Annotated in this window: 20 protein-coding genes; 13 read left to right on the top strand and 7 right to left on the bottom strand. The window is 33.2% G+C overall.

From position 1 onward, the window contains the following. Positions 1-89 precede the first annotated feature (89 nt). The 7 genes from BTR34_RS07175 to BTR34_RS07145 all read left to right on the top strand — a co-directional run bounded on the left by BTR34_RS07175 (position 90) and on the right by BTR34_RS07145 (position 8,769). Complete coding sequence (locus BTR34_RS07175) at positions 90-869, top strand: DUF3108 domain-containing protein (RefSeq protein ID WP_068485368.1); 780 nt, start codon at positions 90-92, stop codon at positions 867-869. Positions 870-876: 7 nt separating this feature from the next. Continuing rightward, entirely contained in the window at positions 877-1,845 is a 969-nt protein-coding gene (locus BTR34_RS07170) for a tryptophan 2,3-dioxygenase family protein (protein ID WP_068485367.1), read from the top strand. A gap of 2 nt (positions 1,846-1,847) precedes the next feature. Further along, positions 1,848-3,143: a M23 family metallopeptidase gene (locus tag BTR34_RS07165; protein ID WP_068485366.1), complete on the top strand. Its 1,296-nt coding sequence runs from the start codon at positions 1,848-1,850 to the stop codon at positions 3,141-3,143. Next, positions 3,130-4,767 carry a glucose-6-phosphate isomerase gene (gene pgi / locus BTR34_RS07160; protein WP_068485365.1) on the top strand — a complete coding sequence of 546 codons (1,638 nt, stop codon included), beginning with the start codon at positions 3,130-3,132 and terminating at the stop codon, positions 4,765-4,767. Before BTR34_RS07165 ends, pgi begins: the two co-directional genes overlap by 14 nt. 170 nt (positions 4,768-4,937) lie before the next feature. Beyond that, positions 4,938-7,619, top strand: coding sequence for a TonB-dependent receptor (locus tag BTR34_RS07155; RefSeq protein WP_068485364.1), 2,682 nt, complete (start codon positions 4,938-4,940; stop codon positions 7,617-7,619). 95 nt (positions 7,620-7,714) lie between these two features. Further along, positions 7,715-8,155: a hypothetical protein gene (locus BTR34_RS07150; RefSeq protein ID WP_068485789.1), complete on the top strand. Its 441-nt coding sequence runs from the start codon at positions 7,715-7,717 to the stop codon at positions 8,153-8,155. A gap of 17 nt (positions 8,156-8,172) precedes the next feature. Next, positions 8,173-8,769 carry a 3-keto-disaccharide hydrolase gene (locus tag BTR34_RS07145; RefSeq protein WP_068485363.1) on the top strand — a complete coding sequence of 199 codons (597 nt, stop codon included), beginning with the start codon at positions 8,173-8,175 and terminating at the stop codon, positions 8,767-8,769. 2 nt (positions 8,770-8,771) lie between these two features. On the opposite strand, the gene BTR34_RS07140 is transcribed toward BTR34_RS07145, so the two are convergent. Beyond that, the gene (locus BTR34_RS07140; protein ID WP_068485362.1) at positions 8,772-9,812 is read right to left on the bottom strand and encodes an endonuclease/exonuclease/phosphatase family protein; all 1,041 of its coding nucleotides are present in this window, start codon (positions 9,810-9,812) and stop codon (positions 8,772-8,774) included. 107 nt (positions 9,813-9,919) lie between these two features. On the opposite strand from BTR34_RS07140, the gene BTR34_RS07135 reads away from it, so the two are divergent. Together BTR34_RS07135 and BTR34_RS07130 are read left to right on the top strand one after the other, a co-directional pair. Beyond that, the gene (locus BTR34_RS07135; protein WP_068485361.1) at positions 9,920-12,661 is read left to right on the top strand and encodes a peptidase associated domain and porin domain-containing protein; all 2,742 of its coding nucleotides are present in this window, start codon (positions 9,920-9,922) and stop codon (positions 12,659-12,661) included. Between the two features lie 15 nt (positions 12,662-12,676). Continuing rightward, positions 12,677-14,047 carry a DUF5689 domain-containing protein gene (locus BTR34_RS07130; RefSeq protein ID WP_068485360.1) on the top strand — a complete coding sequence of 457 codons (1,371 nt, stop codon included), beginning with the start codon at positions 12,677-12,679 and terminating at the stop codon, positions 14,045-14,047. Positions 14,048-14,053: 6 nt separating this feature from the next. Here BTR34_RS07130 and BTR34_RS07125 read toward each other — a convergent pair whose 3' ends face one another. From BTR34_RS07125 to BTR34_RS18570, 3 genes are all read right to left on the bottom strand, one after another. After that, on the bottom strand, positions 14,054-14,455 hold the full coding sequence (locus BTR34_RS07125) for a response regulator (RefSeq protein WP_068485359.1): 402 nt from the start codon (positions 14,453-14,455) through the stop codon (positions 14,054-14,056). 146 nt (positions 14,456-14,601) lie between these two features. Further along, positions 14,602-15,006, bottom strand: coding sequence for a response regulator (locus BTR34_RS07120; RefSeq protein WP_068485358.1), 405 nt, complete (start codon positions 15,004-15,006; stop codon positions 14,602-14,604). A gap of 2 nt (positions 15,007-15,008) precedes the next feature. Then, positions 15,009-17,207 (bottom strand): PAS domain-containing sensor histidine kinase, encoded by a 2,199-nt coding sequence (locus BTR34_RS18570; protein WP_082960192.1) that lies wholly within the window; start codon positions 17,205-17,207, stop codon positions 15,009-15,011. 123 nt (positions 17,208-17,330) lie between these two features. On the opposite strand from BTR34_RS18570, the gene BTR34_RS07105 reads away from it, so the two are divergent. Further along, on the top strand, positions 17,331-17,795 hold the full coding sequence (locus BTR34_RS07105) for an ankyrin repeat domain-containing protein (RefSeq protein WP_068485357.1): 465 nt from the start codon (positions 17,331-17,333) through the stop codon (positions 17,793-17,795). A gap of 1 nt (position 17,796) precedes the next feature. Further along, positions 17,797-18,582, top strand: a complete 786-nt coding sequence (locus BTR34_RS07100) for an amidohydrolase (protein WP_068485356.1) — start codon at positions 17,797-17,799, stop codon at positions 18,580-18,582. Here the strand turns inward: BTR34_RS07100 and BTR34_RS07095 are convergent. Together BTR34_RS07095 and BTR34_RS07090 are read right to left on the bottom strand one after the other, a co-directional pair. Continuing rightward, positions 18,566-20,182, bottom strand: a complete 1,617-nt coding sequence (locus BTR34_RS07095) for an Ig-like domain-containing protein (protein WP_068485355.1) — start codon at positions 20,180-20,182, stop codon at positions 18,566-18,568. The two genes, BTR34_RS07100 and BTR34_RS07095, sit on opposite strands and share 17 nt — an antisense overlap. 45 nt (positions 20,183-20,227) lie before the next feature. Continuing rightward, positions 20,228-20,935, bottom strand: coding sequence for a ComF family protein (locus tag BTR34_RS07090; RefSeq protein WP_068485354.1), 708 nt, complete (start codon positions 20,933-20,935; stop codon positions 20,228-20,230). Positions 20,936-20,974: 39 nt separating this feature from the next. Here BTR34_RS07090 and BTR34_RS07085 point away from each other — a divergent pair, with 39 nt between their 5' ends. Continuing rightward, positions 20,975-21,874: a hypothetical protein gene (locus tag BTR34_RS07085; RefSeq protein ID WP_068485353.1), complete on the top strand. Its 900-nt coding sequence runs from the start codon at positions 20,975-20,977 to the stop codon at positions 21,872-21,874. A gap of 37 nt (positions 21,875-21,911) precedes the next feature. After that, positions 21,912-23,456, top strand: coding sequence for a glycine--tRNA ligase (locus BTR34_RS07080; RefSeq protein WP_068485352.1), 1,545 nt, complete (start codon positions 21,912-21,914; stop codon positions 23,454-23,456). Between the two features lie 4 nt (positions 23,457-23,460). Here the strand turns inward: BTR34_RS07080 and BTR34_RS07075 are convergent, their stop codons facing one another. Then, the gene (locus BTR34_RS07075) at positions 23,461-25,548 is read right to left on the bottom strand and encodes a TonB-dependent receptor (protein ID WP_068485351.1); all 2,088 of its coding nucleotides are present in this window, start codon (positions 25,546-25,548) and stop codon (positions 23,461-23,463) included. Positions 25,549-25,566: the final 18 nt, after the last annotated feature.

Below are 25,566 nucleotides of genomic sequence, written 5' to 3'. Positions count from 1 at the left end.
GCAATACTTTGGAACAAATATTGTTTAAGATATTGTAACTATAGTAATTATAAACTTTCAGTTTTTACTTTTACCTAAAATTCTTGACTATGAAAAAATTGATTTTGCTTACCCTTTTCTTGTTTTCTTTTGGTGTTCAAAGTCAAAATACTCATTCTGCTTTTAAAACAGGTGAGTGGTTAAAATTTAGAATGCATTATGGCTTTTTAAATGCAAGCTACGCAACATTACAAGTTAATTCTACTACTATAAATGAAACACCTGTTTACCATGTTGTTGGTCATGGAGAAACAACGGGTGTTGCCAGTTGGTTTTTTAAGGTAGATGATACTTATGAAAGTTATTTTGACAAAGAGGATGGTAAACCTTTTAGATTTGTTCGTAAAATAAATGAAGGTGGTTATACTAAAGATGTTGAAATAAACTTTGATTATAAAACATCGAAAGCAGAACTAAATGACAAGAAAAACAAGAAAAAGCTTAATTTTACATTGCAGGACAACATACAGGATTTAATATCCGCCTTTTATTTTTTAAGAAATAACTATAAGACAGAAGATCTTGAAATAGGAAAGGCAATTACCCTGAAAATGCTTTATGATGATGACGGTATTTTTAATTTTAAGCTTAAGTATTTAGGTAAAGATATTGTCAACACAAAATATGGTAAAGTAGAATGTTTAAAATTTAGGCCGCTAGTACAATCTGGCCGTGTTTTTAAAGAACAGGAAAGTTTATCATTATGGGTTTCAAATGATGACAATAGAATTCCCATTCGAATAAAAGCAGATTTAGCAGTAGGAGCTATAAAGGCAGATTTAGACGGGTATAATGGACTTAAGCATCAGTTTAAAATTATAATGGATTAGTTGTTAAATGAAAGACAAAGAGAAGATTGAATCTCAAATTTCTAAACTTGAAGAAAAATACAAAGATTCAGGGCAAGATTTAAGCTCTTATCTAGATGGGTTATTACACCAACGGTACCTAACGTATTGGGACTATATTCACTTAGATACCCTTTTAAGCCTTCAAATACCAAGAACTCATTTCCCCGATGAAGAAATTTTCATCATGTACCATCAAATAACAGAGCTTTATTTTAAATTGATTTTGCATGAGCAAAAACAATTAGTAGATGATAAAAGCGACAATATTGATTTTTTCGTTGAGAAAGTTAGAAGAATAAATAGTTATTACACCGTTCTTATTTCTTCTTTTGGTGTTATGATCAAAGGAATGGAACGTGAGCAGTTTTTGCAGTTTAGAATGGCTTTATTGCCAGCAAGCGGATTCCAATCTGCGCAGTTTAGAATGATCGAGATTTATGCTACACCTTTAGAGAATTTGATACATATTTCTGACAGATCTGCACTAACATCAGAAAATTCCATAGAAGATTTATACGAACATATATATTGGAAAAAAGGGGCTACCGATATTGAAACAGGAGAAAAAACACTTACTTTAAAGCAATTTGAGTATCGTTACACGCCAAGGTTAATACGAATAGCAAAGCAGGTAAAAAATGCAACCATTTATCATAAATATGTAAACCTACCGGCAGATTTAAAGAAAAACGAAGCACTTGTTAAGGCTTTAAAGGCTTTAGATGTAAATGCCAATATTAATTGGCAATTAATGCATATGGGGTCCGCACATAGATATTTAAGAAGAGAGTCTGGGGATATAGAAGCTACAGGCGGTACTAATTGGAAAGATTATTTACCCCCTAGCTTTCAGAAAATAGTTTTTTTCCCGGACTTATATACATTTGAAGAATTAGAAAATTGGGGAAAACAATGGGTAGATCATATGTTGAATCCTGAAAAATCAAAAATATAGTAATGCAGAAATATTGGGGCATAATATTGGCAATGGCTGTATTGGTATCGTGTAAAGATGATACGGTACAGAAGAATGACATTGCGCAAGAAGTTAATATACCAGAGGCTAAAGTTGTAAATAAGCAATTTGGTTTTGATCTAGACGAGTTTAATGTGCAGTTAGACACGGTAAAGTCAGGTGATAGTTTTGGAGAGTTAATGATGAAAAATAAGGTCGATTATCCTAAAATAGCTGCAATTTCGGAAAATCACAGAGATTCATTCGACGTTCGTAAGATTAGGGTTGGTAAACCTTATTTAATTTTAAAATCCAAGGATACTACAGCGCAAGCTCAAGTTTTCATTTATGAAAATGATCCTATTAACTATACAGTAATAGACTTACGAGATAGTGTAAAGGTTTATACGAATAAAAGAAAGGTAAAATATGTTCAACGAGAAGTTTCTGGAGTAATTGAATCAAGCTTGTCAGAAGCAATACTGGAACAGGGTATAGATTATAATGTAACTCACAATCTAGCGAATGTATATGCTTGGACAATTGATTTTTCAAGACTTCAGAAAAATGATAAATTCAAGGTCATCTATAATGAAAAGTACATTAATGATACTGTTTATGCAGGAGCAGAACCTATAGAGGCTGCATTTTTTGAGCATAATGGGAAGCCAATTTATGCATTTGCCTATGAAAGTGATTCGTTAAATAACGTTATCGACTATTTTGATGAAGACGCAAATAATCTAAGACGAACTTTTTTAAGAATGCCGGTTGAATATGGTAGGTTGTCATCACGGTATAATCTTAAAAGAAGAATAAAACATTACGGGTTTAAAGTAAGACCTCATAAAGGAACAGATTACGCTGCACCAATAGGAACACCAATTATGGCAACTGCCGACGGTACTGTAATAGAATCTACCAGAAGAGGAGGCAACGGAAAGTATGTAAAGATTAGGCATAACGGAACTTATGATACGCAATACCTTCATATGAAAGCTCAAAAAGTTAAAAAAGGAGAGTTTGTGCGCCAAGGTGATGTTATTGGGTGGATTGGAATGACAGGGAGTACCGCAGGTCCGCATGTCTGTTATCGCTTTTGGAAGAATGGGAAACAAGTAGATCCTTTAAAAGAAGAACTTCCGCAAGCAGAACCTTTGCACGACACATTAAAACCAAACTATTTCGCATATATTTCTACTTTTAAGGAACAGTTAGATTGTATTATATATCCTAAAGTTTTATTAGAAGAAGACGAAGATTTATTAACACTCAATCAAGAAGATGATATTAAATAAAATTAACCCAACGGAAACGGAAATTTGGGAAAAGCTTAGTACTCATTATAAAGAAACAAAAGATGCTCATTTAAGAGATCTTTTCTCTTCTGATGTAAAAAGGGCTCAGAAGTTTACTATACAATGGAATGATTTTCTTTTTGATTACTCTAAGAATAGAATATCGTCTGAAACTATGAAGTTGTTACTTCAATTAGCTGAAGAGGTTAATTTAAAAAGTGCCATTAAAGAGTATTATGCTGGGGGTATAATAAATGAAACGGAAGGTAGAGCAGTATTACATACCGCTTTAAGAGGTAAAAAGACAGACAAAGTTTTGGTTGATGGTGTCAATGTGATGCCAGAGATTTATGAAGTAAAACAGCATATTAAGGAATTTACGAATTCTGTAATTAATGGTGATTTAAAAGGATATACAGGAAAGGCTTTTACAGATGTAGTAAATATTGGAATCGGTGGCTCAGATTTAGGTCCGGCAATGGTAACTGAAGCTTTAAAGTTTTATAAAAATCAGTTATCTATTCATTTTGTTAGTAATGTAGATGGTGATCATGTTCATGAAGTTTTAAAAACATTAAATCCAGAAACAACTTTGTTTGTAGTAGTGTCTAAGACGTTTACGACACAAGAAACATTAAGCAACGCAACTACTATTAAAAAATGGTTTTTAAAACATGCAACACAAAAAGATATTGCAAAGCATTTTGCCGCGGTATCCACAAATAGCGAAAAGATAGCAGAATTCGGTATTGATGTGGCCAATGTCTTCCCTATGTGGGATTGGGTAGGCGGTAGATTTTCGCTATGGAGCGCTGTAGGTTTAACTATTGCTTTAGCGGTTGGCTTTGAAAATTTTGATGCCTTATTGCAAGGAGCAAATGAAGCGGATATTCACTTTAAGGATGCTGATTTTTCAGAAAATATTCCAGTAATTATGGCACTGATTAGTGTTTGGTATAATAATTTTTATGGAGCAGAGACTGAAGCTATTATTCCATATGCGCAATATTTAAGTAGATTCTCGGCATATTTACAGCAGGGTATCATGGAAAGTAATGGTAAAAGTGTCGATAGGGCAGGTAAAACTGTCGGGTATGAAACAGGTACTATTATATGGGGTGAGCCAGGAACTAATTCGCAACATGCATTTTTTCAATTAATCCACCAAGGTACTAAGTTAATCCCTACAGATTTTATTGGCTTTAAACATTCATTACATGGAGATAAAGATCACCATAACAAATTAATGGCAAATTATTTTGCGCAGACAGAAGCTTTAATGAATGGTAAGACCAAAGCTGAGGTCGTTAAGGAATTAGAATCTAAAAATGTATCAAAAGAAGAAGTTAAGCAGCTTGCGCCCTTTAAAGTTTTTACGGGAAACAAGCCTACCAATACCATTCTTATTGATAAATTAACACCAAAGTCGCTAGGGTCTTTAATTGCTATTTATGAGCATAAAATATTTGTCCAAGGAGTAATCTGGAACATTTTTAGTTATGATCAATGGGGTGTTGAGTTGGGAAAACAACTTGCTGGAACAATTTTAAAAGATATTGAAAATGCAAAAATTTCAAATCACGATAGTTCTACTTTAAGACTTCTTCAATATTTTAAGAAATAATTTACTTTTTTCACAAGAACTTTAAAAATGTTATAACTATTTCATTAACAGATCATTTGTGTTATTTTTTAAGGTATTTTTGCAGTGCTGATTTAACGTTGTCTTAACGTTAGAAGACAAAAATTACAAGACTTTTGCAGCAAGTTAAAAACTAACAAATACTTGAAAAAATGAGAAAAATGTATTTCGCAATTGCGGTGTTTTTTATAACCGTAACTGCTTTTTCACAAGGAAACATTACTGGTACTGTTTTAGATGGCGATTCAAACTCTCCTCTTCCTGGTGCTACAGTAATGGTAAAAGGTACCACCAATGGTACTTCATCCGATTTTGACGGAAATTTTACAATTAATGTAAGTTCAGCTACTGGAACACTAGTAGTGTCTTACATAGGATTTAATTCTAAGCAAATTGCTTTCAGTTCAGCAGGTAGTATTGGTTCAATTGTATTGGAGCCAAATGCTGAAGAGTTAGAAGGCGTAGTTGTAGTTGGTAGAGGTATAATTGACCTTGCTAGTGATAGACAAACACCAATTGCGGTATCATCTATTCCTGTTGAAATTATTCAGGAGAAAATAGGTACTCAAGATATTACAATGACAATGGTAAACACGCCGTCAGTGTATGTATCTGGACAAGCGGGTGGTTATGGAGATTCTGACATTAGGGTTCGTGGTTTTGAGCAAGATAACACGGCATTCCTATTAAACGGACAGCCAATTAACGGCATGGAAGACGGTAAAATGTACTGGTCTAACTGGTCTGGTTTAAACGATATTTCTAGTGGAGTTCAAATTCAACGTGGGTTAGGTTCTTCTAAATTAGCAATATCATCTGTTGGTGGTACGGTAAACTTTGTTACCAAAGCAACAGAAATGAATGCAGGTGGTTTTGCTTACGCAACGGTTGCTAACGATAACTACATTAAAACAACGGCAGGCTATAATACGGGTGTTTCTGAAAAAGGTTGGGGTTTAAGTGTTATGCTTTCACACTGGCAAGGAGATGGCTACAACGAAGGTAACTTCGGTGAAGGTCAAACTTATTTCATTTCTGCTGGTTATAGACCAAATGACAATCATGGTTTTAACTTTTTGATTACCGGTGCTCCACAATTTCACGATCAAAACTTTACAAAATCTATAGCTGACTATCAACAGTATGGTTTACGATACAATAATAACTGGGGTACGTATAACGGTCAGTACATGACTGAAAGAAGAAACTTTTACCACAAGCCAGTTGCTAACTTAAACTGGGATTGGACTATAAGTGATAAATCGAATCTTTCAACTGTATTATATGCCTCTTGGGGTAATGGTGGTGGTACCGGTAACTTAGGTAACCGTATTAGAACAGATGAAGGACGTATAGATTATGAGGCCATTTATACCCAAAATGCGGCAGTAACGGATGGTGCAGGTGTTAATTTTGGTTCAGAACCGGCATATATAACTAGATCATCTATGAACCTACATAGTTGGTATGGTTTAATTACTAACTATGAAACTAAACTTACTGATGAGCTTTCTTGGAACGTAGGTTTCGATTTAAGAACATATTATGGTAAGCACTTTAGAGTTGCATCTAACCTACATGGCTTAAATTCTTTTACAGATAATATTAGATTAAGAGATCAAAACAACGATCATCAAACTTACGGTAGTTTTGGAACATATAAGTTTGCTACAGCAACGGAAACATTTAGACCTTCTGGTTGGGAAGCTGCTTTTGATTCTTATCCATTAGATCAAAAAATCGGCTATAATAATGAGGAACGTATTTCTTATGGTGGTCTATTTACTCAGTTAGAGTATGCTAATGATAATTTATCTGCATTTTTCCAAGGTTCTGTTTCTAACCAATATCACCAAAGATTTGATGATTATCAATATGCTGATCAGTCATTAATTGATGGTACTTCTAGCCAATCAACCGGTGTAGCGTTACCTGCAGGAATAACGCCTGGTACAGATTCTGAAAAAGTGGATAATTTTGGATATAACGCAAAGGCAGGTTTTAGCTACAAAGCTTCCGATGCTCATGCTTTTTATGTTAACACTGGTTACTATAATCGTCAACCTTATCACGATAATATTTACTTGAATTTTACAAACCAAGTTAACCCATTAACGGAAAATGAAAAGATTTTCGGTTTAGAGGCTGGTTATGGTTTCAAGAGTTCAATATTCTCTGCTAATGTTAACTTGTATAGAACTTCATGGAAAGATAGAGTTGTATCTAGCTCTAATATTGTTGATGATGTGGTTCAATTTACTACCAACTTTGGTACCGAGCAATTGCACTCTGGTGTTGAATTAGACTTCAAATTAAGACCAGCAACCGATCTTTCATTTAATGGATTTTTATCTGTAGGTGATTGGGAATATAAAGGAGAAGCGGTACAACAAATTACTGATGAAAACAGAAATGTAATTAGCTTTGAAAATGAAGATTTTGATGGTGGTAAAGTTGGTGGTGCTGCACAATTATCTGGTGGTTTAGGCTTTGCCTATAAAATAAGCCAGAAGTTCTCAATTGATTCAGACTGGAGATATTATGATAACTTATATTCTGATGTAGGTGCGGTAAAAGAAAACCTTAAGTTGCCTTCTTTTAATTTATTGGATGCAGGTGTTACTTTTAAAGTTCCATTAGGTGTTGATAAGTTAAAACAATTGAAAATAAGAGGTAATATTAATAACGTTTTTGATACTGAGTATTTATCTAGATTAACTACCACTAACTTTGCAGAAGCTGGTGATGTAACTTATGATGGTATTGCGGTATCTAACCAAGGTTACTTTGGATGGGGTAGAACTTGGAACGTTACGTTACGTTACGAATTCTAAGATTTAATTCTTTATTAAAAAAAGACCCTGATTGTAAAATCAGGGTTTTTTTATGCGCAAAAATCAGTACTTTTAAAACTGAAAAAAATAAAACAATGTACGAAACTATTCACATGCTTCATTCCTATTTGGCTTATGTAGCATTAGCAGTATTATTCTTGGCGGTTGTAAATGCAATAACAGGACTTTTTGGGAATCGAATTTTTAATATGGGTAAAGATTTAAGATTAAGTCTTTTCGCATTAATCTTATGTCATATCCAATTACTTATAGGGCTAATATTATTCTTTGTTTCACCTAGTGGGTTAAGTGCAATACAAGAATTTGGTATGGGAGGGTTAACTTCAGCTGCGAGATTACTTGCAGTAGAACATCCATTCATTAATATTTTAGCCATAGTTTCAATTACTGTTGGTTGGTCTAGACATAAGAAATTTGTGGAAGGAAATAAGAAATTTAAAAGTATTGCTATTTTTTATGGTATTGGTTTATTGTTAATACTTAGTAGAATTCCTTGGGGTCAATGGTTTAATTAATTCAATAAAATTTATATATGTTTAAAATTACATCAACAGTTTTGATGGTGCTTTTTAGTGCCACAATCTTTGCTCAGAAAGTAGAATTGTTTAATGGTAAAAACTTAGAAGGTTGGACAAATTATGGTACTGAGAAATGGTACGTTGAGGACGGATTATTAATTTGTGAAAGTGGTCCAGATGCTCAATATGGTTATTTAGGTACAAATAAGAAGTATAAAAACTTTATTCTAGATTTAGATTTTAAACAAGAAGCAAATGGTAATAGTGGCGTTTTTATAAGATCTAATGTAGAAGGAACCACAGTTAGTGGGTGGCAGGTAGAAGTTGCCCCTCCTGGAGCGTATACGGGTGGTATTTACGAATCTTATGGTAGAAAATGGTTAATACAACCAGATCAGGAAAAGGATAAGGCTTTGAAATTTGGAGAGTGGAACCACATGAAAATTAAGGTAGATGGGGATTTGGTGACTTCCTGGGTAAACGGGGTAGAAATGGTTTCGTTAAATGATAAAATTATAGGCGAAGGTGATGGTTCCGTTTTATTACAGATACATGATGGTGGCGGTATAAAAGTAAAGTGGAAGAATATAGAAATAGTAGAATTGGATTAGTTCTATTGCTTATTTTTTTTAATTAAATGAAGATAAACAGGAAAGTGGTCGCTATATCCTCCAATATAGCTGCCACCTGCATAGGTACGTAGAGGATAACCTTTATATTTCCCTTTTGGGTCCATTAAGTATTCTGGTGCAAATATGCCAACTTTCCAATAACTATAACTTTGTTTTTGCTTATTTATAAGCGTAGATGTCATATATAGTTGATCAAATAAATTCCATTTATCACGGTAGGCCAAAGAACCTCTACCTTTTCTATAAAGTTTTTCCATAGGGCCATATAAACTAATAGAGTCTAGGTTTTTGTAATTCTTTTTTACTTGAAGGATCTTTTTAAAACTGGGATCAATGGGGTCATCATTGAAATCTCCCATACTTATTATTTTAGCATGTATATCTTTTCTTTGAACAGAATCTATAATGCGTTTATTAAGTTTGGCAGCTTCTAATCTAAAAGGTCTACTTCGGGCTTCGCCGCCACTTCTAGAAGGCCAATGGTTTACTATAAAGTATATTTTTTCATTATCTAAAAGACCTTCTACAATAAGTTGATCCCTTGTGTAATCGCGTTTACCTTCTAAATTGAAGAGCAGTAATCTATGGCTATTGAAATTGACTGGTACAAAAGCACTTTTCTTATATAGCAAAGCAACATCAATACCGCGTTCATCGGGAGAATCGAAATGAACAATTCCGTAGTTAAATTTTGACAGATTTTTGTGATGTACTAAATCTTCTAAAACACGTAAATTTTCGACCTCGCAAATACCTATAACATCTGGAGCGGTTTTATTATCATCAGAACCAATTTCAGAAATAACTCTGGACATATGCTCAACTTTCTGCAGATAACGTTCTATTGTCCAATTGTCTTTTCCTTCAGGTGTTCTATCATCATCATAAACTAAAGTGTCATTTTTTGTGTCAAACAGGTTCTCTAAATTGTAAAATGCAATAGTTCTAATTTGATAAGTATCCGAATTTTGAGCAAATGTCCAAATGGGTAATAAGAGGACGATGGTATATATAAAGCGCATTATAGAGCGTATTTTATCTTAATTATTTACGAGTATACGGAATTTTCACGTTAATTATTTCTTAAATAGTATCTTAATGGCTCATTAATAAGGCATTAACCTATAGAATGATTAAGAACACCCTGTTTTTAGTATTATTATTCAAAATGTTTTCTCTACATGCGCAAAGCACTTTGTCTATTACAGGAATCATAAAAGATAGGATTAAAGATGAGGCTATTTCAGATGCTGAAATATTTTTAGAAGGAGAACTGTCATCCATTAAAACTAATGAATTTGGAGAGTTCGTATTAAAGGTTTCAAAAAACGGAGCATACATACTTCAAATATCTGCAATTGATTTTAGCCTTAAACGAATTCCGTTATTTCTTGAAGGGAAGAATATTAATTTAGGTGCCATTTTATTGGAGCCTGATATTACTGTTGAACAATCAATAAACCTGGTTACTATTACCGATGATGAGCTATTAGATGATGAAGTAAATTCAAATGCATTGGCATTATTACAATCTACAAAAGATATTTTTCTGAATAGGGCTGCTTTTGATTTTGGACAAGCATTTTTTAGGGTAAGAGGCTATGATTCTCAATATGGTGAAGTACATCTTAACGGTATCCCAATGAACAAAATGTATGACGGCAGACCTCAATGGAATAACTGGGGAGGCTTGAACGATGTAATTAGAAATCAGCAATATTCAAACGGACTTACTGCTTCAGATTTTACTTTTGGCGGAATTCTGGGAAATACAAATATAGACTTAAGACCATCGGGTTTACGACCAGGTACACGGCTATCATCATCCGTATCAAACCGAACATATAGCGGTAGGCTAATGGCTACTTATAATTCCGGAGTAAAAAATGAAAAATTTGCTTACATAATATCTGCTTCGCGAAGATGGGCAAAGCAGGGGTTTATTAAAGGCACTTTGTACGATTCGTACTCCGTTTATAGTTCAATGGAATATTTATTAAATGATAAGAATACGATATCGGCAACTGCAATCATCGCATCTAATAGAAGAGGGCGTTCTTCTGCGATTACCGAAGAGGTGTTCGAAATTCAAGGGAATAGGTATAATCCGTATTGGGGATATCAGAATGGAAAAATCAGAAACTCAAGAGAACGGCATATACAGGAACCATTGTTCTTGTTAAACTATCATCACGAATCTAAAAATATACAAATTAACGCTGGGTTAGCATATCAAACGGGTATATATAAAAGAAGTCGTTTAGGGTATTTTAATGCTCCTAACCCGGATCCTACATATTATAGATATTTACCAAGCTTTTATCTCAATAGCCCAATTGGCGCCAATTTTGAAAGTGCAATACAAGCGGAAGAAGGGTTTATTGAAAATTCGCAGTTAAATTGGGCTACTATTTATAAAGCGAATAGGAGTATTGGGCAAAATGGCGAGGCTGCTTATGTGTTTTATGATGATATCGTAAAAGATAATCAGTTTACGGCTAGGTTAACATCGAACATAGCTATAGATAGACATTTAAGATTGGACTTAGGACTAACACATAGACAGCTTAATTCTAAAAATTACGCTCAATTAAATGATTTGTTGGGGGCGGAATATCATAGGGATATTGATGTTTTTTCAGAAACATTAAACGATATAGTTTCAGAGGTCAACAAGAGTAATGGTGATATTTTTAATTACAACTATAATTTAAAAGGAAGTGATACCGATTTATTTGCGCAGTTAAATGCAGAATATAATAAAGTTAGATCATTTATATCCGGTAGGTATACTAGGGTTGGTTACCAAAGAAATGGCTTGTTCGAAAATGAACGTTTTATAGGTAATTCGCTTGGTGATAGTGAAAAAATAAATTTTTCCAATTGGTCATTAAAAACGGGTGCGTCTTACACCATTACCGGCAGGCATTGGGTTTCGGTTAATTCGGCATACATTAACAAAGCACCTACACTTCAAAATATTTTTATAAATCCGAGAGAAAGTAATGCCACGGTACCAGATATTCAAAGTGAAAAGATAACAAGTTTAGATGTTAGTTATTTTCTAAGAATGCCAAAACTTACAGGGAGGCTGACAGGGTTTTTCACCCGTTTTCAAAATACAACTGATGTAAATTTTTTCTTTGTTGATTCTGGTGTAGGGTCAGACTTTGTTCAAGAAGTGTTGACCGATTTGGATAAGTTGCATTTGGGGACAGAGTTGGGTATGGAGTATCAATTATCAAGTGCCGTAAAATTGTCTTTGGTAGCTTCGGTAGCAAAACATGTTTATGCCAGTAACCCATTTGTGACTATAAATTTCGATACCGCTGGTGCAAGTGAAGACGTTATAGATGTCTCGGGTTCAAAGTTTTTAGGGCAATCCGCGATAAAAGAATACAAATTGGCACAAGGTCCGCAAAAGGCAATTGCGACAGGTATCGAATATAGAGATCCTAAATATTGGTGGGTAAGTATGACTGCTAATTATCTAGGTAATAATTATGCAAATATTTCAACGATAACCAAAACTCAAAGTTTTTTAATAGATCCAGAGACACAACTACGTTTTCCTGATGCTACAACAGAGAATGTTGAAAAACTTCTGAAACAAGAAAGGTTAGATAATTTCTACCTTTTAAATATGGTAGGAGGCAAATCTTGGTTAAAAAAAGGGAAGTATATCAGTGTATTTGCCAGTATCAATAATGTTTTTGATACAACTTTTAGAACAGGTGGTTATGAACAAAGTAGAAATGGAAACTACGGTCAATTAAAACAAGATAATTTAAGTGGTAACCCATCCTTTGCACCTAAATACTGGTACGGATTTGGTAGAACCTATTTTTTAAATTTTGCATTTAGCTTTTAATTCAAAGTGATAAAAATGACTTTTAAAAACAATGGCTTTAAGAGAATAATTAGTATAAGTATTATGCTGGTAATTCTCTCTTGCGTTAAAAACAGGGATTTTGACTCACCTGAAATAGTTTGCTCAGACGCAGAATTTACAATGATAAGTATGGCTGAACTTAAAAATTTTTATGACGGGGAAACAGTTCAAATACAAGAAGATTTAGTTGTTGAGGGTTTTGTGACTTCTTCAGATAAAAAAGGAAATTTTTTTAATGTTATTCATTTTCAGGATGAAGCCAGTAATGCAACAGAAGGTCTGCAAATAGAATTAGAGCTTAGAGATTCACATTTATTTTTTGATGTTGGGCAGCAAATACGCATTAAACTAAAAGGATTGTATTTAGGGCGATCCAATGATGTTTTTAAAATTGGCGGAGTATTTACCTCTTTTGGCAATCGTAGTGTGGGCAGGTTGCCTTATGGTGTGGTTTTCGACCATGTTTTATCCTCTTGTTCCGTTAATGAAGGTATACAGCCAACAACAATCACTATTGCGGAATTAAATGATAGTATGCTTGGCATCTTAATTACTATTGAGAACGTTGAAATAAAGGAAGACGAACTAGGGCAAACTTTTGCTGTTGCAGAAGAAGAGACAAAAAGGACTCTGGTTGATTGTAATGACAATGAGGTGATTTTGTTAAATAGTGGCTATTCTGCTTTTCAAGCACAAATACTTCCAGGTAAAATGGGAACCGCTACGGGTATTTTAGTGAAGGACAAAGGGGAGTATCAAATCGTTGTTAGAACTGTGGAGGATTTATATTTTGAAAAAGAACGATGTGAAAATGTTATTGATGAATTTACTTCTAATGCAATATTGATATCTGAAATTGCTGACCCAAATAATAACGCAGGAGCTAGATTTATAGAGCTGTATAATTCATCTAATGAACCTTTATCTTTGAAAGGATGGAGCTTGGTACGTTACACAAATGATAATATTGAGGTAAGTTCGACTATAGACTTGTCAGAATATATAATGGAGGCAAATGCACTATTGGTCATTTCACCAAATGGTGACGAATTTGAAAGTGTGTATGGTTTTGCACCTGATATATTGGTAGGTACAAATTCTCCTGCAGATTCAAACGGAGATGATAATATTGCGTTAGTTGATCCTTTCGGAAAAATAATAGATATGTTTGGTGAAATTGGAGAAGATGGTACTGGTACCAACCATGAATTTGAGGATGGTAAAGCGGTTAGAAAACTAGAAATCACATTTGCAAATTCTAGCTTTACTGCAAGTGAATGGATAATCTATAACGATACAGGTGAGATGGGAACAATAAATTTTCCACAGAATGCTCCTAATGATTATTCTCCAGGTTTACGATAAAGAACACTAATCCTTTTTCTCTATTATATTAATAAGGGCACTTTCAGTTAAAGGTTTAACAAGATAACCTTTAACCAGTTTGTAGTTTTTGGCCTTGTCCATGAGAGTAGGGCTTATAAATGAGCTAGTAATGTAAATTTGAATATGCTTAATTTTATCTTCTGGTAAATCTTCAAATTCTTCTAAAAAAGACCATCCATCTCTCTTAGGCATATTTATATCTAGAAAAATAATCGTAGGTAATGTTATGTTTTCTACAAGTAGGCCAATTAACCCATCCAAAGCTTCTTGTCCACCGCTATAATATAAAACGTTATCGCTAAAATCTACTTGTTTTAAAATGATTTTACTGCTTATAGAAAAGAACTCGTCATCATCTATGATACAACAACTAGAAAATGCACTCATTTATAATTAATAAAAGTTAAACACCCGCGCCACAAGATAGCTAAATACTAGTGTTTAACTAAATTTTTAAATAGCATGTTATTAACAACACACTACCTATTTGGGTATACAATTATGTGATAAAGGTGCCACTGTATTGGTTGCGACTATGTTTTATTTGATTTTAATATGTTGGTAAGATCATTAGGGGTAATGGGTTTTAAAATATAATTAGTTACTTGGTTATAGTCTTTTACACGTTCTAAATCTCTTGGGTCAACAGATGAACTTATAATATAGATTATAGTTTTTTTTGAGGTATTATTAGGGTAGTTCTTAAATTCATCTAAAAATTCCCAACCATCCATAATGGGCATATTTAAATCTAAAAACATTACTTCTGGTAAAGATTCTTCATCTTTAATCATAGTATAAAGACCATCTAAAGCTTCTTGACCATTATTGTAAACAATAATATTTTTCGCAAAATCTATCTCTTTCATTATTCTTTTTGTTCCATAAATGAAAATAGGATCGTCATCTATTATACAACATGTACTAATGCTCTTCATTTTTAACTTTGTTTTAATTCTATAAAAATAGTGGAGCCTTGGTCAACAACACTCTCTATTTTAATACTTCCGCCCATTGACTCAATTTGGTTTTTGGTAATGAACAGGCCTATGCCTTTAGCATCTTTATGATTATGAAAGGTTTTGTACATCCCAAATATTTTATCGCCATGGCGCTTTAAATCTATTCCTTGCCCATTATCGGAAAAAGTAATTAGAATTTTATCATCTTTTAAAAATGTTTTTACCTCAATAACCGGTAACCGGTCTTTTGATCTATATTTTAAAGCATTTGTAAGAATATTTAAAAAAATGCTTTCTAAATAAGCAGGAACGGCATTAACAAAGTGATTACTAGAAATATCTAATTTAATAATAGCAACATCTTTTTCAAGTAAACCCTCAATACTCTTTTCGCATTGCTGAATTGTTTTTAATATGTTTATTTTTCGAAGATTTTTAAGAGGCGTAGTTTTTACCTGAACTACGTCGTTTAAATGACGTATAGTTTCGGCTAAACTTTCAGCGGCATTCGAAATCATTCTATTTAAATTTTGTCGTTCATCTTCCTCTTTTTCGTTAGTTAAAAAGTTGGCCAACATGGTCAAATTTGTAGAATGTGAGCGTAAATTATGCGAAACTATATGAGCAAAATTCATTAGACTTTCATTTTGGCTCTTTGTAACTTTCAATAAATCTTTTAATTTTTTTTCAGATTTAATTCTATCTGTAATATCTAAAAATTGGGTAATGGCATGTGTAGTTTTCCCTTCTAGGTCTTTTACTGGTGTTACTCCTATTATGGCATGTACCATACTGCCATTTTTATGAAAGTACCTTTTTTGTATTTGATAGTTGTTTTTTTTACCGTTGAATACCTTGCTTTTAAATGATGAACTATTTTCTAAATCATCGGGATGGGTAATATCTGTGGTCTTCATCTTTAACAACTCCTTTTCTGAATACCCTAAACTTTTCGATAAACTTTTATTAGCTTTTAACCATTTAAGTTCGGGGCTTACTAAGGCCATACCTATTGCAGCATTCTCAAAAGTTTTTGTAAATGATTTGGCACTTCGCTTAAGCCTGAGTTCGGTGCTTCGCAATTCCGTAATGTCCCAATTAGCCCCAGTCATTTTAACAGCTTTGCCATTTAGGTCATTTATTGTTTTAGAAATGCCCTTAATATATTTTACGCTTCCATCTTGTAGTTTAATTCTAAACTCTTCATCAAAATCTTTAATACCGTTGATAGCATCTTCCGTTGCCTGTAAAATTTTCTTTTTATCGGAAGGGTGAATGGTAGAAGACCAAGCTTCAAATACACCTGTGAAATTTTTTTTTGAGATTCCAAATATGTTATACATTTCGTTATCCCATTCTAACTCATTTGAAATAAGGTTATATTCCCATATGCCAATTTTAGCTGTTTCGGTAGTAATTTTTAAGCGTTCCAATATGTCAACATGGGCCAATTCAAATTTTTTCTTTTGGTCTATATCTTGAAAAGTGCCAACCAATCTAACAGGATTGCCATTTATACTTTCTACTTCGCCTTTAGCACGTACCCAAACTTCATTGCCTTTAGCGGTAACTATTATTAATTCCGTATCAAAAGGTATACCTTTAGTAATAGCAGCGTTTACTAGTTTGGTTATTTTGTTTCTATGAACACCTTCTTTGTAAAAATTTATACCGTTTTCAAGGTTTACGTCATAATCCGCACCAACTTCATGAATATCTTTTGTGGTTTTTGTCCAATTAACTAAATTGGTTTGTAAATCTAGCTCCCAACAACCTATACGAGCAACTTCTTCCGCTTTGTGGAGTAATTCCAATTCTTTTTTGTCACGCGTAATATCTTCCAAAAAAATCATTATTCCGGTCAAAATATTATCATCGTTTTTCCATGGCGAAATTTTCCATTTTAACCATTTTATCTTTCCATCTAATAGTGTAAATTTTTGGCCGGAATTGATGTATACCTTTTTATTTGATAAACAGGATTTTATGGTGTTTTTAAAAAGAATAGGAGTATCAATTATTACATCAAAAATAAATTTACCTTCTAAATCCGTTTTGTCATCGGTAAAATCACTTTGCCACTGGCTAGAGTAAGTAATAAAGTTTAACTTAGTGTCGATGATAGCGATGGCTGTGGGGGTCTCTTTTAAAAGAAAGTCAACGGCTAATGTTTTCAATATGGAGTGTTTTATGCATTAAAGGTACATTTTTATTATAAAGTAAGAAAATATATCAGTTAAACGAAAGTATAATCTGTAGTATTTCTTACAAATTTTTAATTTTCACTAAACTATTAATTTATGAATGAGTTTTTTTTTAAAGCGATAAGGGAGGGGAATTTTAATGAGGTAAAACCAATGATAGAAAAAAACCCTGTGCTAATAAATAGTAAAGATTTGCGTGGGTCTACCCCATTGATTCTTGCTACGTATTATGATGAAATGGAAATTGCATCGTTATTACTGGAAAAAGGTGCCAAAATAGATGCGGTAGATGCATCTGGCAATACAGCTTTAATGGGAGTTTGTTTTAAGGGTTATACAGATATCGCAAAACTTTTAATTGAAAAAGGTGCTCAATTAAACGAGAGAAATGCTATGGGTGCCACTTGTCTTATCTATGCGGCTCAATTTAATCGTTTAGAAATAGCCAAATTGTTAATAGCAAACGGTGCAGATAAAGTTATTAAAGATAATAGGGGTAATACAGCACTAGACCATGCAAAAACCCAAGGATTAAATGCTTTTATAGACTTATTAGAGTAAAATGACACAAAATAATATTGGTTTAAAGATAGCTTTAATACAGACGGAACTATTTTGGGAAGACCCCATTGCCAATAGAGCCATGTTTACTTCCAAAATTGAACAAATTAGAGAAGCTGTTGATATCATTGTCTTGCCCGAAATGTTTACATCGGGTTTTACAATGTCCCCTGATAATTTAAAGGAGGAAGAAGGTATATTGACATTAACTTGGATGAAACAAATGGCCAGCAAGTATAATACGGCCATTGTTGGTAGTACTGTTTTTAAAGAGGATAGTTTCAACTACAATAGATTATTTTTTATAAAGCCAAATGGAGAAACATTTGCTTACGATAAAAAGCATACGTTTACTTTGGCCGGGGAGCATGTAAAATTCACTGCTGGTTCCCTAAGGTTAATTGTGGATTATAAAGGTTTTAAAATTTGCCCCTTAATTTGCTATGATCTCCGTTTTCCAGTTTGGAGTAGAAACACAGAAAATTTTGACATTTTGATTTACGCAGCAAATTGGCCTGCACCAAGAATTAATGCGTGGGATACTTTATTAAAGGCCCGCGCCATTGAGAACATGGTCTATTGCATAGGAGTAAACCGCATTGGAACAGATAAAATAGGCCACAATTACCCAGGACATACAAGTTGTTATAATCCACAAGGTGGTTTAATGGAAATTTCTAAGAAGGAAGAAATTTTGATAGTAGAAATAAGTAAAAATGAAATTGATGGTTTACGAACTAAGCTTCCTTTTTTAGAAGATCGCGATCAATTTAATTTAATAGGTTAAAAGTTTCTACTTTTTCCCAATTGGCCCGTAGCTCAATTAAGGATGGGTAATAGCTAATTTTTTCGGGTTGTATTTTCTTTAAAAAATTACCGGTATCCCATTTTCGATTTGCATTTTCATCGAATATTACCCTGGCCATATATTTACCTGGATTTAAATTATTAAATACAAAGACCTTACCTTCTTCGGCATAGATTTCTCTTTGTAGTTCCCCTTTATCATTTGTAAGCTGAACAATTATGGGATATTTTATATTAGACCCATTGATATTAATAGTAAGATTACCATAGTCAGCAATACTTTTTGTTCTCATATTAAAGTAAACAGTATCGTTGGTATTTTCAAAGAAATCGGTAACAGCCCCTGGTAAAAGTTCAATTCTGTAATTTTGATTAGGCAATACTTTAAAATCAAAATTAAGCTGATTTTCAAGTGTATCTAGTTTTAAATTATGAACAACTAAAATAGAGTCTTTGTCTATTAGTTTTATTTTGGTACTATCAACGTTCATTAAAGGAGAATTGACCATTAGATTAATAGGCTTGTCAAAATCCAAATTACCACTTTGATTTAAAGATAATTTAAGAGAATCGAAGGCAACTTTTCTACTTTTAACATTAAAAGTATCAGAAATTTTTAAGCTTTCATTGGTAATTGCAAAAAGTAAAGAGTCCATTTTATATGGGGTAAACCAAAAATTTAAGGTGTCTTTTTCTCTTTCTTTTGTAACCCTATATTTTACTGAATCTGGTAAAGCTGTAATGGTTTTAATAGCTAACGAGGAGCCGTCGCCGTAATAGCCAAAACTTATTTTATTACTAGCTTCCATACTAGGTACTGCAACCCCATAATCAGGTATCTCTTTAAAAAGGTTTAATAAATAAATAGAATCTGTGGGTAAGTTTATAGTGTCTTCAACAAAGCCAATTTTATCAGATTTTTGGTCAAATAAATTGTTTCCGGCAGCATCTTTTATTGCAAATAAGGCATATTTACCTTCCTTTAAATTTTTTAGTTTAAAGATAACGGCACTATCAAGTGTGTTAGTTATATAATTTGGCGGTTTTTTATAAAGTGTAGAATCTGTATACGTACTATCTATTTTATATAACATAATGCTCACAAATTCATCGACCTTTTTGTTGAAAGCATCAGTTATAACGCCCGAAAGTTCTAGGGAATCTATATAATTGCCGGTGGAAAAAACATAGGTAAAGAAGGGTAGTGGATTTTCTTCATTATTATCAACAATACCCTGGCCAAAATTTAAGGTATAAGTAGTATTGGGGTCTAAAGTATCCTTAATAGTAATTTCTACATATTTATTTGCATTACCTAATGGAGTAAGTACGGGAGCGTATTTTAAGGGTGGAGATATAATGAGCTGTTTTTGAATATCTTTTAGTTTTACAAGCTCGTTAAAATAAAGCCTTATTTTTTGTTCATTAAAATTGACACTCATGTTAGGGGGCTCCGCCCTTAATAATTCTGGAGCAGTGGTATCTTTTGGACCACCAGTAGGTGTTCCTCGTTGGGCACATTGGTAAGAAACCAATACTATGATAAATACGAATACAAATCCAAGAATTTTTCTACTCATAAGTGCTATTATCGATTACAAAGAAACGACATATTTTATAGAAATCTATCCGTTAGATACAACTGCCATACTTAAAATATAAATCGTTACCTCTTTAATATCCTTAAAAGTGTTTGCGCATATCTCCATAGTTGCTCCAGTAGTAATAACATCATCAATCAATAAAATAGATTTATTCTCCAGAAGTTGTGGGTTTTTAATTTCATATAAAGAACGGTTATCATACCATCTGTTTAATCTGTTCTTTTTAGTTTGGGTTCGGGTATTTGCAGTTTTAATTAAAAAATTATCGGCATAACAAGTATTAAGATGTAATGCAATTTGTGTTGCAAAAAGCGATACTTGGTTATAACCGCGTTTACTTAGTTTTTTACGATGTAAAGGTACAGGAATAACAAAATCAATATGATTTAGATGCCCTTGCTCTTTTAATATTTGACCTTGCCAATCTCCTAAGAACTGTCCAATACTTTCTTGGTTTTTGTACTTTAAATAATGAATTAGATTTTTTACAATCCCAGTTTCGGTAAAATGTAAGAATGAACTTGCCTTTTTAATGTTAATTCGACCATAAAAAATACGGTCAACAGCATTTTCAACGTTAAAGTTGTACTCGGTGAGTGGTAATTGATGTCGACAAGATGTGCAGAGAGTAACCTCTCCTCTATATAATCGTGCATTACAACCAAAACATGATATGGGCAATAGAATGTTAGTAACATCCTTTAGTATATTTGATATTCTATTTTGCATCCAATTTTACAGATTTAATTAACCTACAGCCGCTTTTAAATGAATAGTCAAGATACCAAATTCAATTATAAAATAATACTCGCCGCATTTGTGGCGGTTATTATTGCGCTTTTAATTGCCTTCTATTATAGTTATGCACAGTCGAATTCTCAAATTGATTTTTTAGAACAAGAGAAAGCTATTCTTATAAAAGATCTTACTATTATGAAAGCAGATGTAGATCGTTTGTCTGCCAAGAATGAAATGAACGAAATTGAACTTCAAGATTCTAAATTTAAAGTGCAAGAACTTTTAGATTCTGTAGGGCGATTAAATTTTACAGTTCAGAAATTAAGAGAGTTTAAAACCGAACTACGTAGATTGGAATCTAAGAACGATAGTTTAATACTTAAAAATAATTTCTTGCGCTATAATAACATGCTACTTACCGATAAGTATGATGAGTCGCGTAAACAGGTTGAAGAATTGCGTGCAAATAGTAATTCGTTAGCAGAAGCGGAAGCGTTACAAAGAAGAAAAATACTTGAGCTTAATCAAAAATTAAAAACAAAGAGCTATTTAAAAATGGCCAATGCAGAAGGAAGTGGCTTTAGGTTAATTAGAGGTACAAGGCCCACAAAGACCAATAAAGCTTCTATTATAGAAAAACTGAGAGGTTGTGTGACCATATTGGCGGATGAGAGTGAGGCAAATAATGAAAAAATAATTTATTTGCAATTCTTAGACCCAAACAAGCAGGTTATTGAAGATAACGCCAATACTATTACCGTAAATGGTAATGTTTATAGCAAAAGGGTAGCGTTTGTTTTTACAGGCATAGATATGTATTTATGTGATTCTATTACCATACCAGAAGGTTCTTTAATGGATGGTAATTACACCTTAAATGTATTTGAAGATGAACGATTAATTACTTCTTCGGAATTTCAATTAAAATAATTATTCTTTTTTTGGGCTATTATTCTATTTTTGCCACATGGCAAAGCAAGAAGATGATTTTAAGCGTGTAATTTCTCACGCAAAGGAATACGGTTATGTATTCCAATCAAGTGAAATTTATGATGGGTTGAGCGCAGTATATGACTACGGTCAAAACGGCGCAGAACTTAAAAAGAATATACGTGAGTATTGGTGGAAAGCTATGGTTCAGCTCAATGATAATATTGTTGGGTTAGACGCGGCTATATTTATGCACCCGTTAACATGGAAAGCTTCTGGGCATATAGATGCGTTCAATGACCCTTTGATTGATAATAAAGACTCTAAGAAAAGATATCGTGCAGATGTTTTGGTTGAAGATTATGTAGCTAAAATTGATGCAAAAATAGAGAAAGAGGTCAGCAAGGCCGAAAAGCGCTTTGGCGATACTTTTAATAAAGAGACTTTTTTAGCTACCAATCAGCGGGTAGTTGATTATCTACAACAAGGGAAGACTATTTTAAGTCGTTTAGGGAAATCTTTACAGAAAGAGGATCTTGCTGACGTAAAAGCGCTTATTGAAGAATTGGATATAGCCTGTCCAATGTCCGGTTCTAAAAACTGGACAGATGTAAAGCAGTTTAACCTAATGTTCGGCACCAAATTAGGAGCAAATGCCGAAAGTGCAATGGATCTATTTTTAAGACCGGAGACTGCACAAGGTATTTTTGTAAATTTTTTAAATGTACAGAAATCTGGTCGTATGAAAATTCCTTTCGGAATTGCACAGACTGGTAAAGCTTTTAGAAATGAAATTGTTGCGAGACAATTTATTTTTAGAATGAGAGAATTCGAACAAATGGAAATGCAATTTTTTATTCAACCTGGTTCCCAAAAAGAGTGGTACGAGGTTTGGAAAGAAAAAAGGATGAAATGGCATTTATCTTTAGGTTTAGGTCAAGAGAACTATCGTTTCCATGATCATGAAAAATTAGCACATTATGCAGATGCAGCAGCTGATATAGAATTCCGTTTTCCATTCGGTTTTAAAGAATTAGAAGGAATTCATTCCCGAACCGATTTTGATTTAAGTAGTCACGAAAAATTTTCAGGTAAAAAGCTTCAGTATTTTGATCATGAGGTTAATAAAAACTACGTGCCCTATGTGCTGGAAACTTCTATTGGTTTAGATAGAATGTTCTTAGCCGTATTCTCAAACTCATTAGTGGAAGAAGAATTAGAAAATAATACCACAAGAACAGTTCTTAAATTACCTGCGGTATTAGCCCCAATTAAAGCAGCTATTTTACCATTATTGAAGAAAGATGGTTTGCAAGAGGTAGCACAAAGTATTGTTGATGAACTTAAATATGATTTTAACGTAGCATACGATGAAAAAGATGCGGTTGGTAGACGTTATAGAAGGCAAGATGCCAATGGTACCCCATTCTGTATTACGGTAGATCACCAAACATTAGAAGACCAAACGGTTACAATAAGGCATAGGGATTCTATGGAACAAGAGCGTGTTGCTATATCCGCATTAAATGGAATAATCCATAATGCTGTTGATATGAAAACATGGTTGAAAAAAATGGAATAGACTACTAAAGAATGTAGTTTAACTTTAGGCCTCCATAATAATTAATAGTGTTCCCAGGGTAGAAATACCTTGGGGCATTTCCACCAAACCCACTAGCGTTGATTAATACTGATTGAGCATATTTGGCATCAGTTAAGTTATTAATACCAAAATCTAAACCTATTCTTATTTTGTCAGAAACCTGTTTCTTGTAGCCTAATTTAAAGTTTACAAGATTAAAAGAAGTGCTGTAAAGAGTATTGGCATCAGTCAAAGGTATTTCATCTACAAATTGATGTGTAATATTTAGGAAAAAACCATTACCAAAATTAGTTTGCAAACCTGAATTAATTTTGTTTTTAGGAATACCCGTTAAGGCATTTTCAGAATAATCCTCGTTAGCTTCTTCATCTATAAAATCAACAAACTTATGATTGCTATACGTGTAATTAACAAATGGTGTTAGTGATATTTTTTTAGATAAGGTAAATCGATAACTCAAATCTAAATCAACACCTTGATGCCTTGTTTTACCTGCATTCCGGCCAATGTATTGGTTGTCACCTACACGTTTGGCCACAAGTAAATTTTTTATAGGCATTAAATAGACCGCAATAGTTAATTTTAACTTGTCATTTTTGCTTTTATGGTCAATACCAAGCTCATAATTTGTTCCTGTTTCCTGAACAATATCAGGATTTATGATTCCATTGGGTGTTAGGGTTTCTTCTAAACTCGGGTTAGAAAAACCGCGACTTACATTAGCAAACAATTGACTATTAGGTCTTACAGAATAATTGATATCTAAGCTAGGTAAGAATAGGGTTCTAAAATCTCTATTGGCGCTAGTATTTAATTCGTTTAAATTGAATAAGTCTCTAAAATCGTATTGAGTTTTATTTATATTAATACCCAACTGCGCTTTAAGTTTAGATGTAAATGGGTATAATATTGTGGCAAAACCATTAAATTGATTTCTAAATTCTTTGTTTTTGGAAAGCATATCGCCTTGTAGGCTTCCTTTATTATCATTCTCTCCATACAAGTTTTCGAAAGTTCCCCAGGTATATTCATCTTTATAAAGTTCACCGCCAAAAGTGTATGATAGCGAATTTTCTAAAAATTTAAAATTACCGGTAAACAACGTTCTAAAACCAAAACCATTTGTATACTCATCTAAAATATTAAATGGAGCAGGCTCGTAATGATCTAAATAGGTGTAAAATAAACTAGTAGTGTTTTTTAATTTACTGCTAGCGTAATAGGTGTGCGAAAGGCCTACAAGGCTATAATTGTTATCTTCATATCCTTTTGATGCCTTCCAGATAAAAGCTGCTTGGGTAGGGTCTTCGTCAAAATCCTCTTGGCTTAGCGAGCTGGCAATTTGTGCGGAATAATCAATATGATTTACTAATAGACCTACTTCACTTTTATCAGAAAGTTTAAAAATTGTGTTTAAAAGAAATCCGTCACGTTCAAATCTATTATTCTCACGGTACCCGTCAATTTCCATATGCCCGTATTGAAAAGTCATATAGAAATCGTTCTGAGAATGTGTAAATCCAAAACTATTTTTTAATAACCCAAAAGAGCCAATGGTGGTATTGTTAGTAAATTTTGTAGGTTGGTTACTAAGCTGCTTGGTATTTAAAATAATCGACCCTCCCAAATTAGTGCCAAAACCTGTACCCTTTGGCCCTTTAATAATTTCAACAGAGGTAAGGTTTTCTAAATCAAAAGCTTCAATAGTGGACGAACCTGTTCCATTGGTTATAGGAATATTATTGTAGTAAAGCCTTAATTTATCTGTACCATATGGTGTTCTTGAGCCTACACCTCTTATGGTTATTCTGTTCGTATTTAAAGCACCAGAGAGTGCATAAACTCCCGATACTTGATTTATAGAACTAATGAAATCAATAGGGCTATAATTGGCAAATGTTATGGCGCCAATGGTTTTTGAAGGTATAATGCCAATTGCATTTTTAGCGGTAAGAGTATCAATTACAATAACTTCATTTAGTACCGTAACACTGTCTTTTAAAGATGTAGACTGGGCAAAAATGTTTACGGATAACAAAAAAAGAAGTAAAGATAAAATTGTATTTTTCATAAGAGTGTAAACCTCAAA

Source organism: Maribacter hydrothermalis (assembly GCF_001913155.1).
GTDB classification, from domain to species: domain Bacteria; phylum Bacteroidota; class Bacteroidia; order Flavobacteriales; family Flavobacteriaceae; genus Maribacter; species Maribacter hydrothermalis.
This window is presented reverse-complemented; position numbering and strand designations above follow the sequence as displayed.

What these genes read in the sequence shown, in the direction of transcription:
- BTR34_RS07080 (WP_068485352.1), top strand. Translation starts at nt 21,912, where the DNA reads ATGGCAAAGCAAGAAGATGATTTTAAGCGTGTAATTTCTCACGCAAAG.
- BTR34_RS07140 (WP_068485362.1), bottom strand. Translation starts at nt 9,812, where the DNA reads ATGCGCTTTATATATACCATCGTCCTCTTATTACCCATTTGGACATTT.
- BTR34_RS07165 (WP_068485366.1), top strand. Translation starts at nt 1,848, where the DNA reads ATGCAGAAATATTGGGGCATAATATTGGCAATGGCTGTATTGGTATCG.
- BTR34_RS07105 (WP_068485357.1), top strand. Translation starts at nt 17,331, where the DNA reads ATGAATGAGTTTTTTTTTAAAGCGATAAGGGAGGGGAATTTTAATGAG.
- BTR34_RS07125 (WP_068485359.1), bottom strand. Translation starts at nt 14,455, where the DNA reads ATGAGTGCATTTTCTAGTTGTTGTATCATAGATGATGACGAGTTCTTT.
- BTR34_RS07095 (WP_068485355.1), bottom strand. Translation starts at nt 20,182, where the DNA reads ATGAGTAGAAAAATTCTTGGATTTGTATTCGTATTTATCATAGTATTG.
- BTR34_RS07100 (WP_068485356.1), top strand. Translation starts at nt 17,797, where the DNA reads ATGACACAAAATAATATTGGTTTAAAGATAGCTTTAATACAGACGGAA.
- BTR34_RS07170 (WP_068485367.1), top strand. Translation starts at nt 877, where the DNA reads ATGAAAGACAAAGAGAAGATTGAATCTCAAATTTCTAAACTTGAAGAA.
- BTR34_RS07130 (WP_068485360.1), top strand. Translation starts at nt 12,677, where the DNA reads ATGACTTTTAAAAACAATGGCTTTAAGAGAATAATTAGTATAAGTATT.
- BTR34_RS07090 (WP_068485354.1), bottom strand. Translation starts at nt 20,935, where the DNA reads ATGCAAAATAGAATATCAAATATACTAAAGGATGTTACTAACATTCTA.
- BTR34_RS07175 (WP_068485368.1), top strand. Translation starts at nt 90, where the DNA reads ATGAAAAAATTGATTTTGCTTACCCTTTTCTTGTTTTCTTTTGGTGTT.
- BTR34_RS07145 (WP_068485363.1), top strand. Translation starts at nt 8,173, where the DNA reads ATGTTTAAAATTACATCAACAGTTTTGATGGTGCTTTTTAGTGCCACA.
- BTR34_RS07120 (WP_068485358.1), bottom strand. Translation starts at nt 15,006, where the DNA reads ATGAAGAGCATTAGTACATGTTGTATAATAGATGACGATCCTATTTTC.
- BTR34_RS07150 (WP_068485789.1), top strand. Translation starts at nt 7,715, where the DNA reads ATGTACGAAACTATTCACATGCTTCATTCCTATTTGGCTTATGTAGCA.
- BTR34_RS07085 (WP_068485353.1), top strand. Translation starts at nt 20,975, where the DNA reads ATGAATAGTCAAGATACCAAATTCAATTATAAAATAATACTCGCCGCA.
- BTR34_RS07155 (WP_068485364.1), top strand. Translation starts at nt 4,938, where the DNA reads ATGAGAAAAATGTATTTCGCAATTGCGGTGTTTTTTATAACCGTAACT.
- pgi (WP_068485365.1), top strand. Translation starts at nt 3,130, where the DNA reads ATGATATTAAATAAAATTAACCCAACGGAAACGGAAATTTGGGAAAAG.
- BTR34_RS07135 (WP_068485361.1), top strand. Translation starts at nt 9,920, where the DNA reads ATGATTAAGAACACCCTGTTTTTAGTATTATTATTCAAAATGTTTTCT.
- BTR34_RS07075 (WP_068485351.1), bottom strand. Translation starts at nt 25,548, where the DNA reads ATGAAAAATACAATTTTATCTTTACTTCTTTTTTTGTTATCCGTAAAC.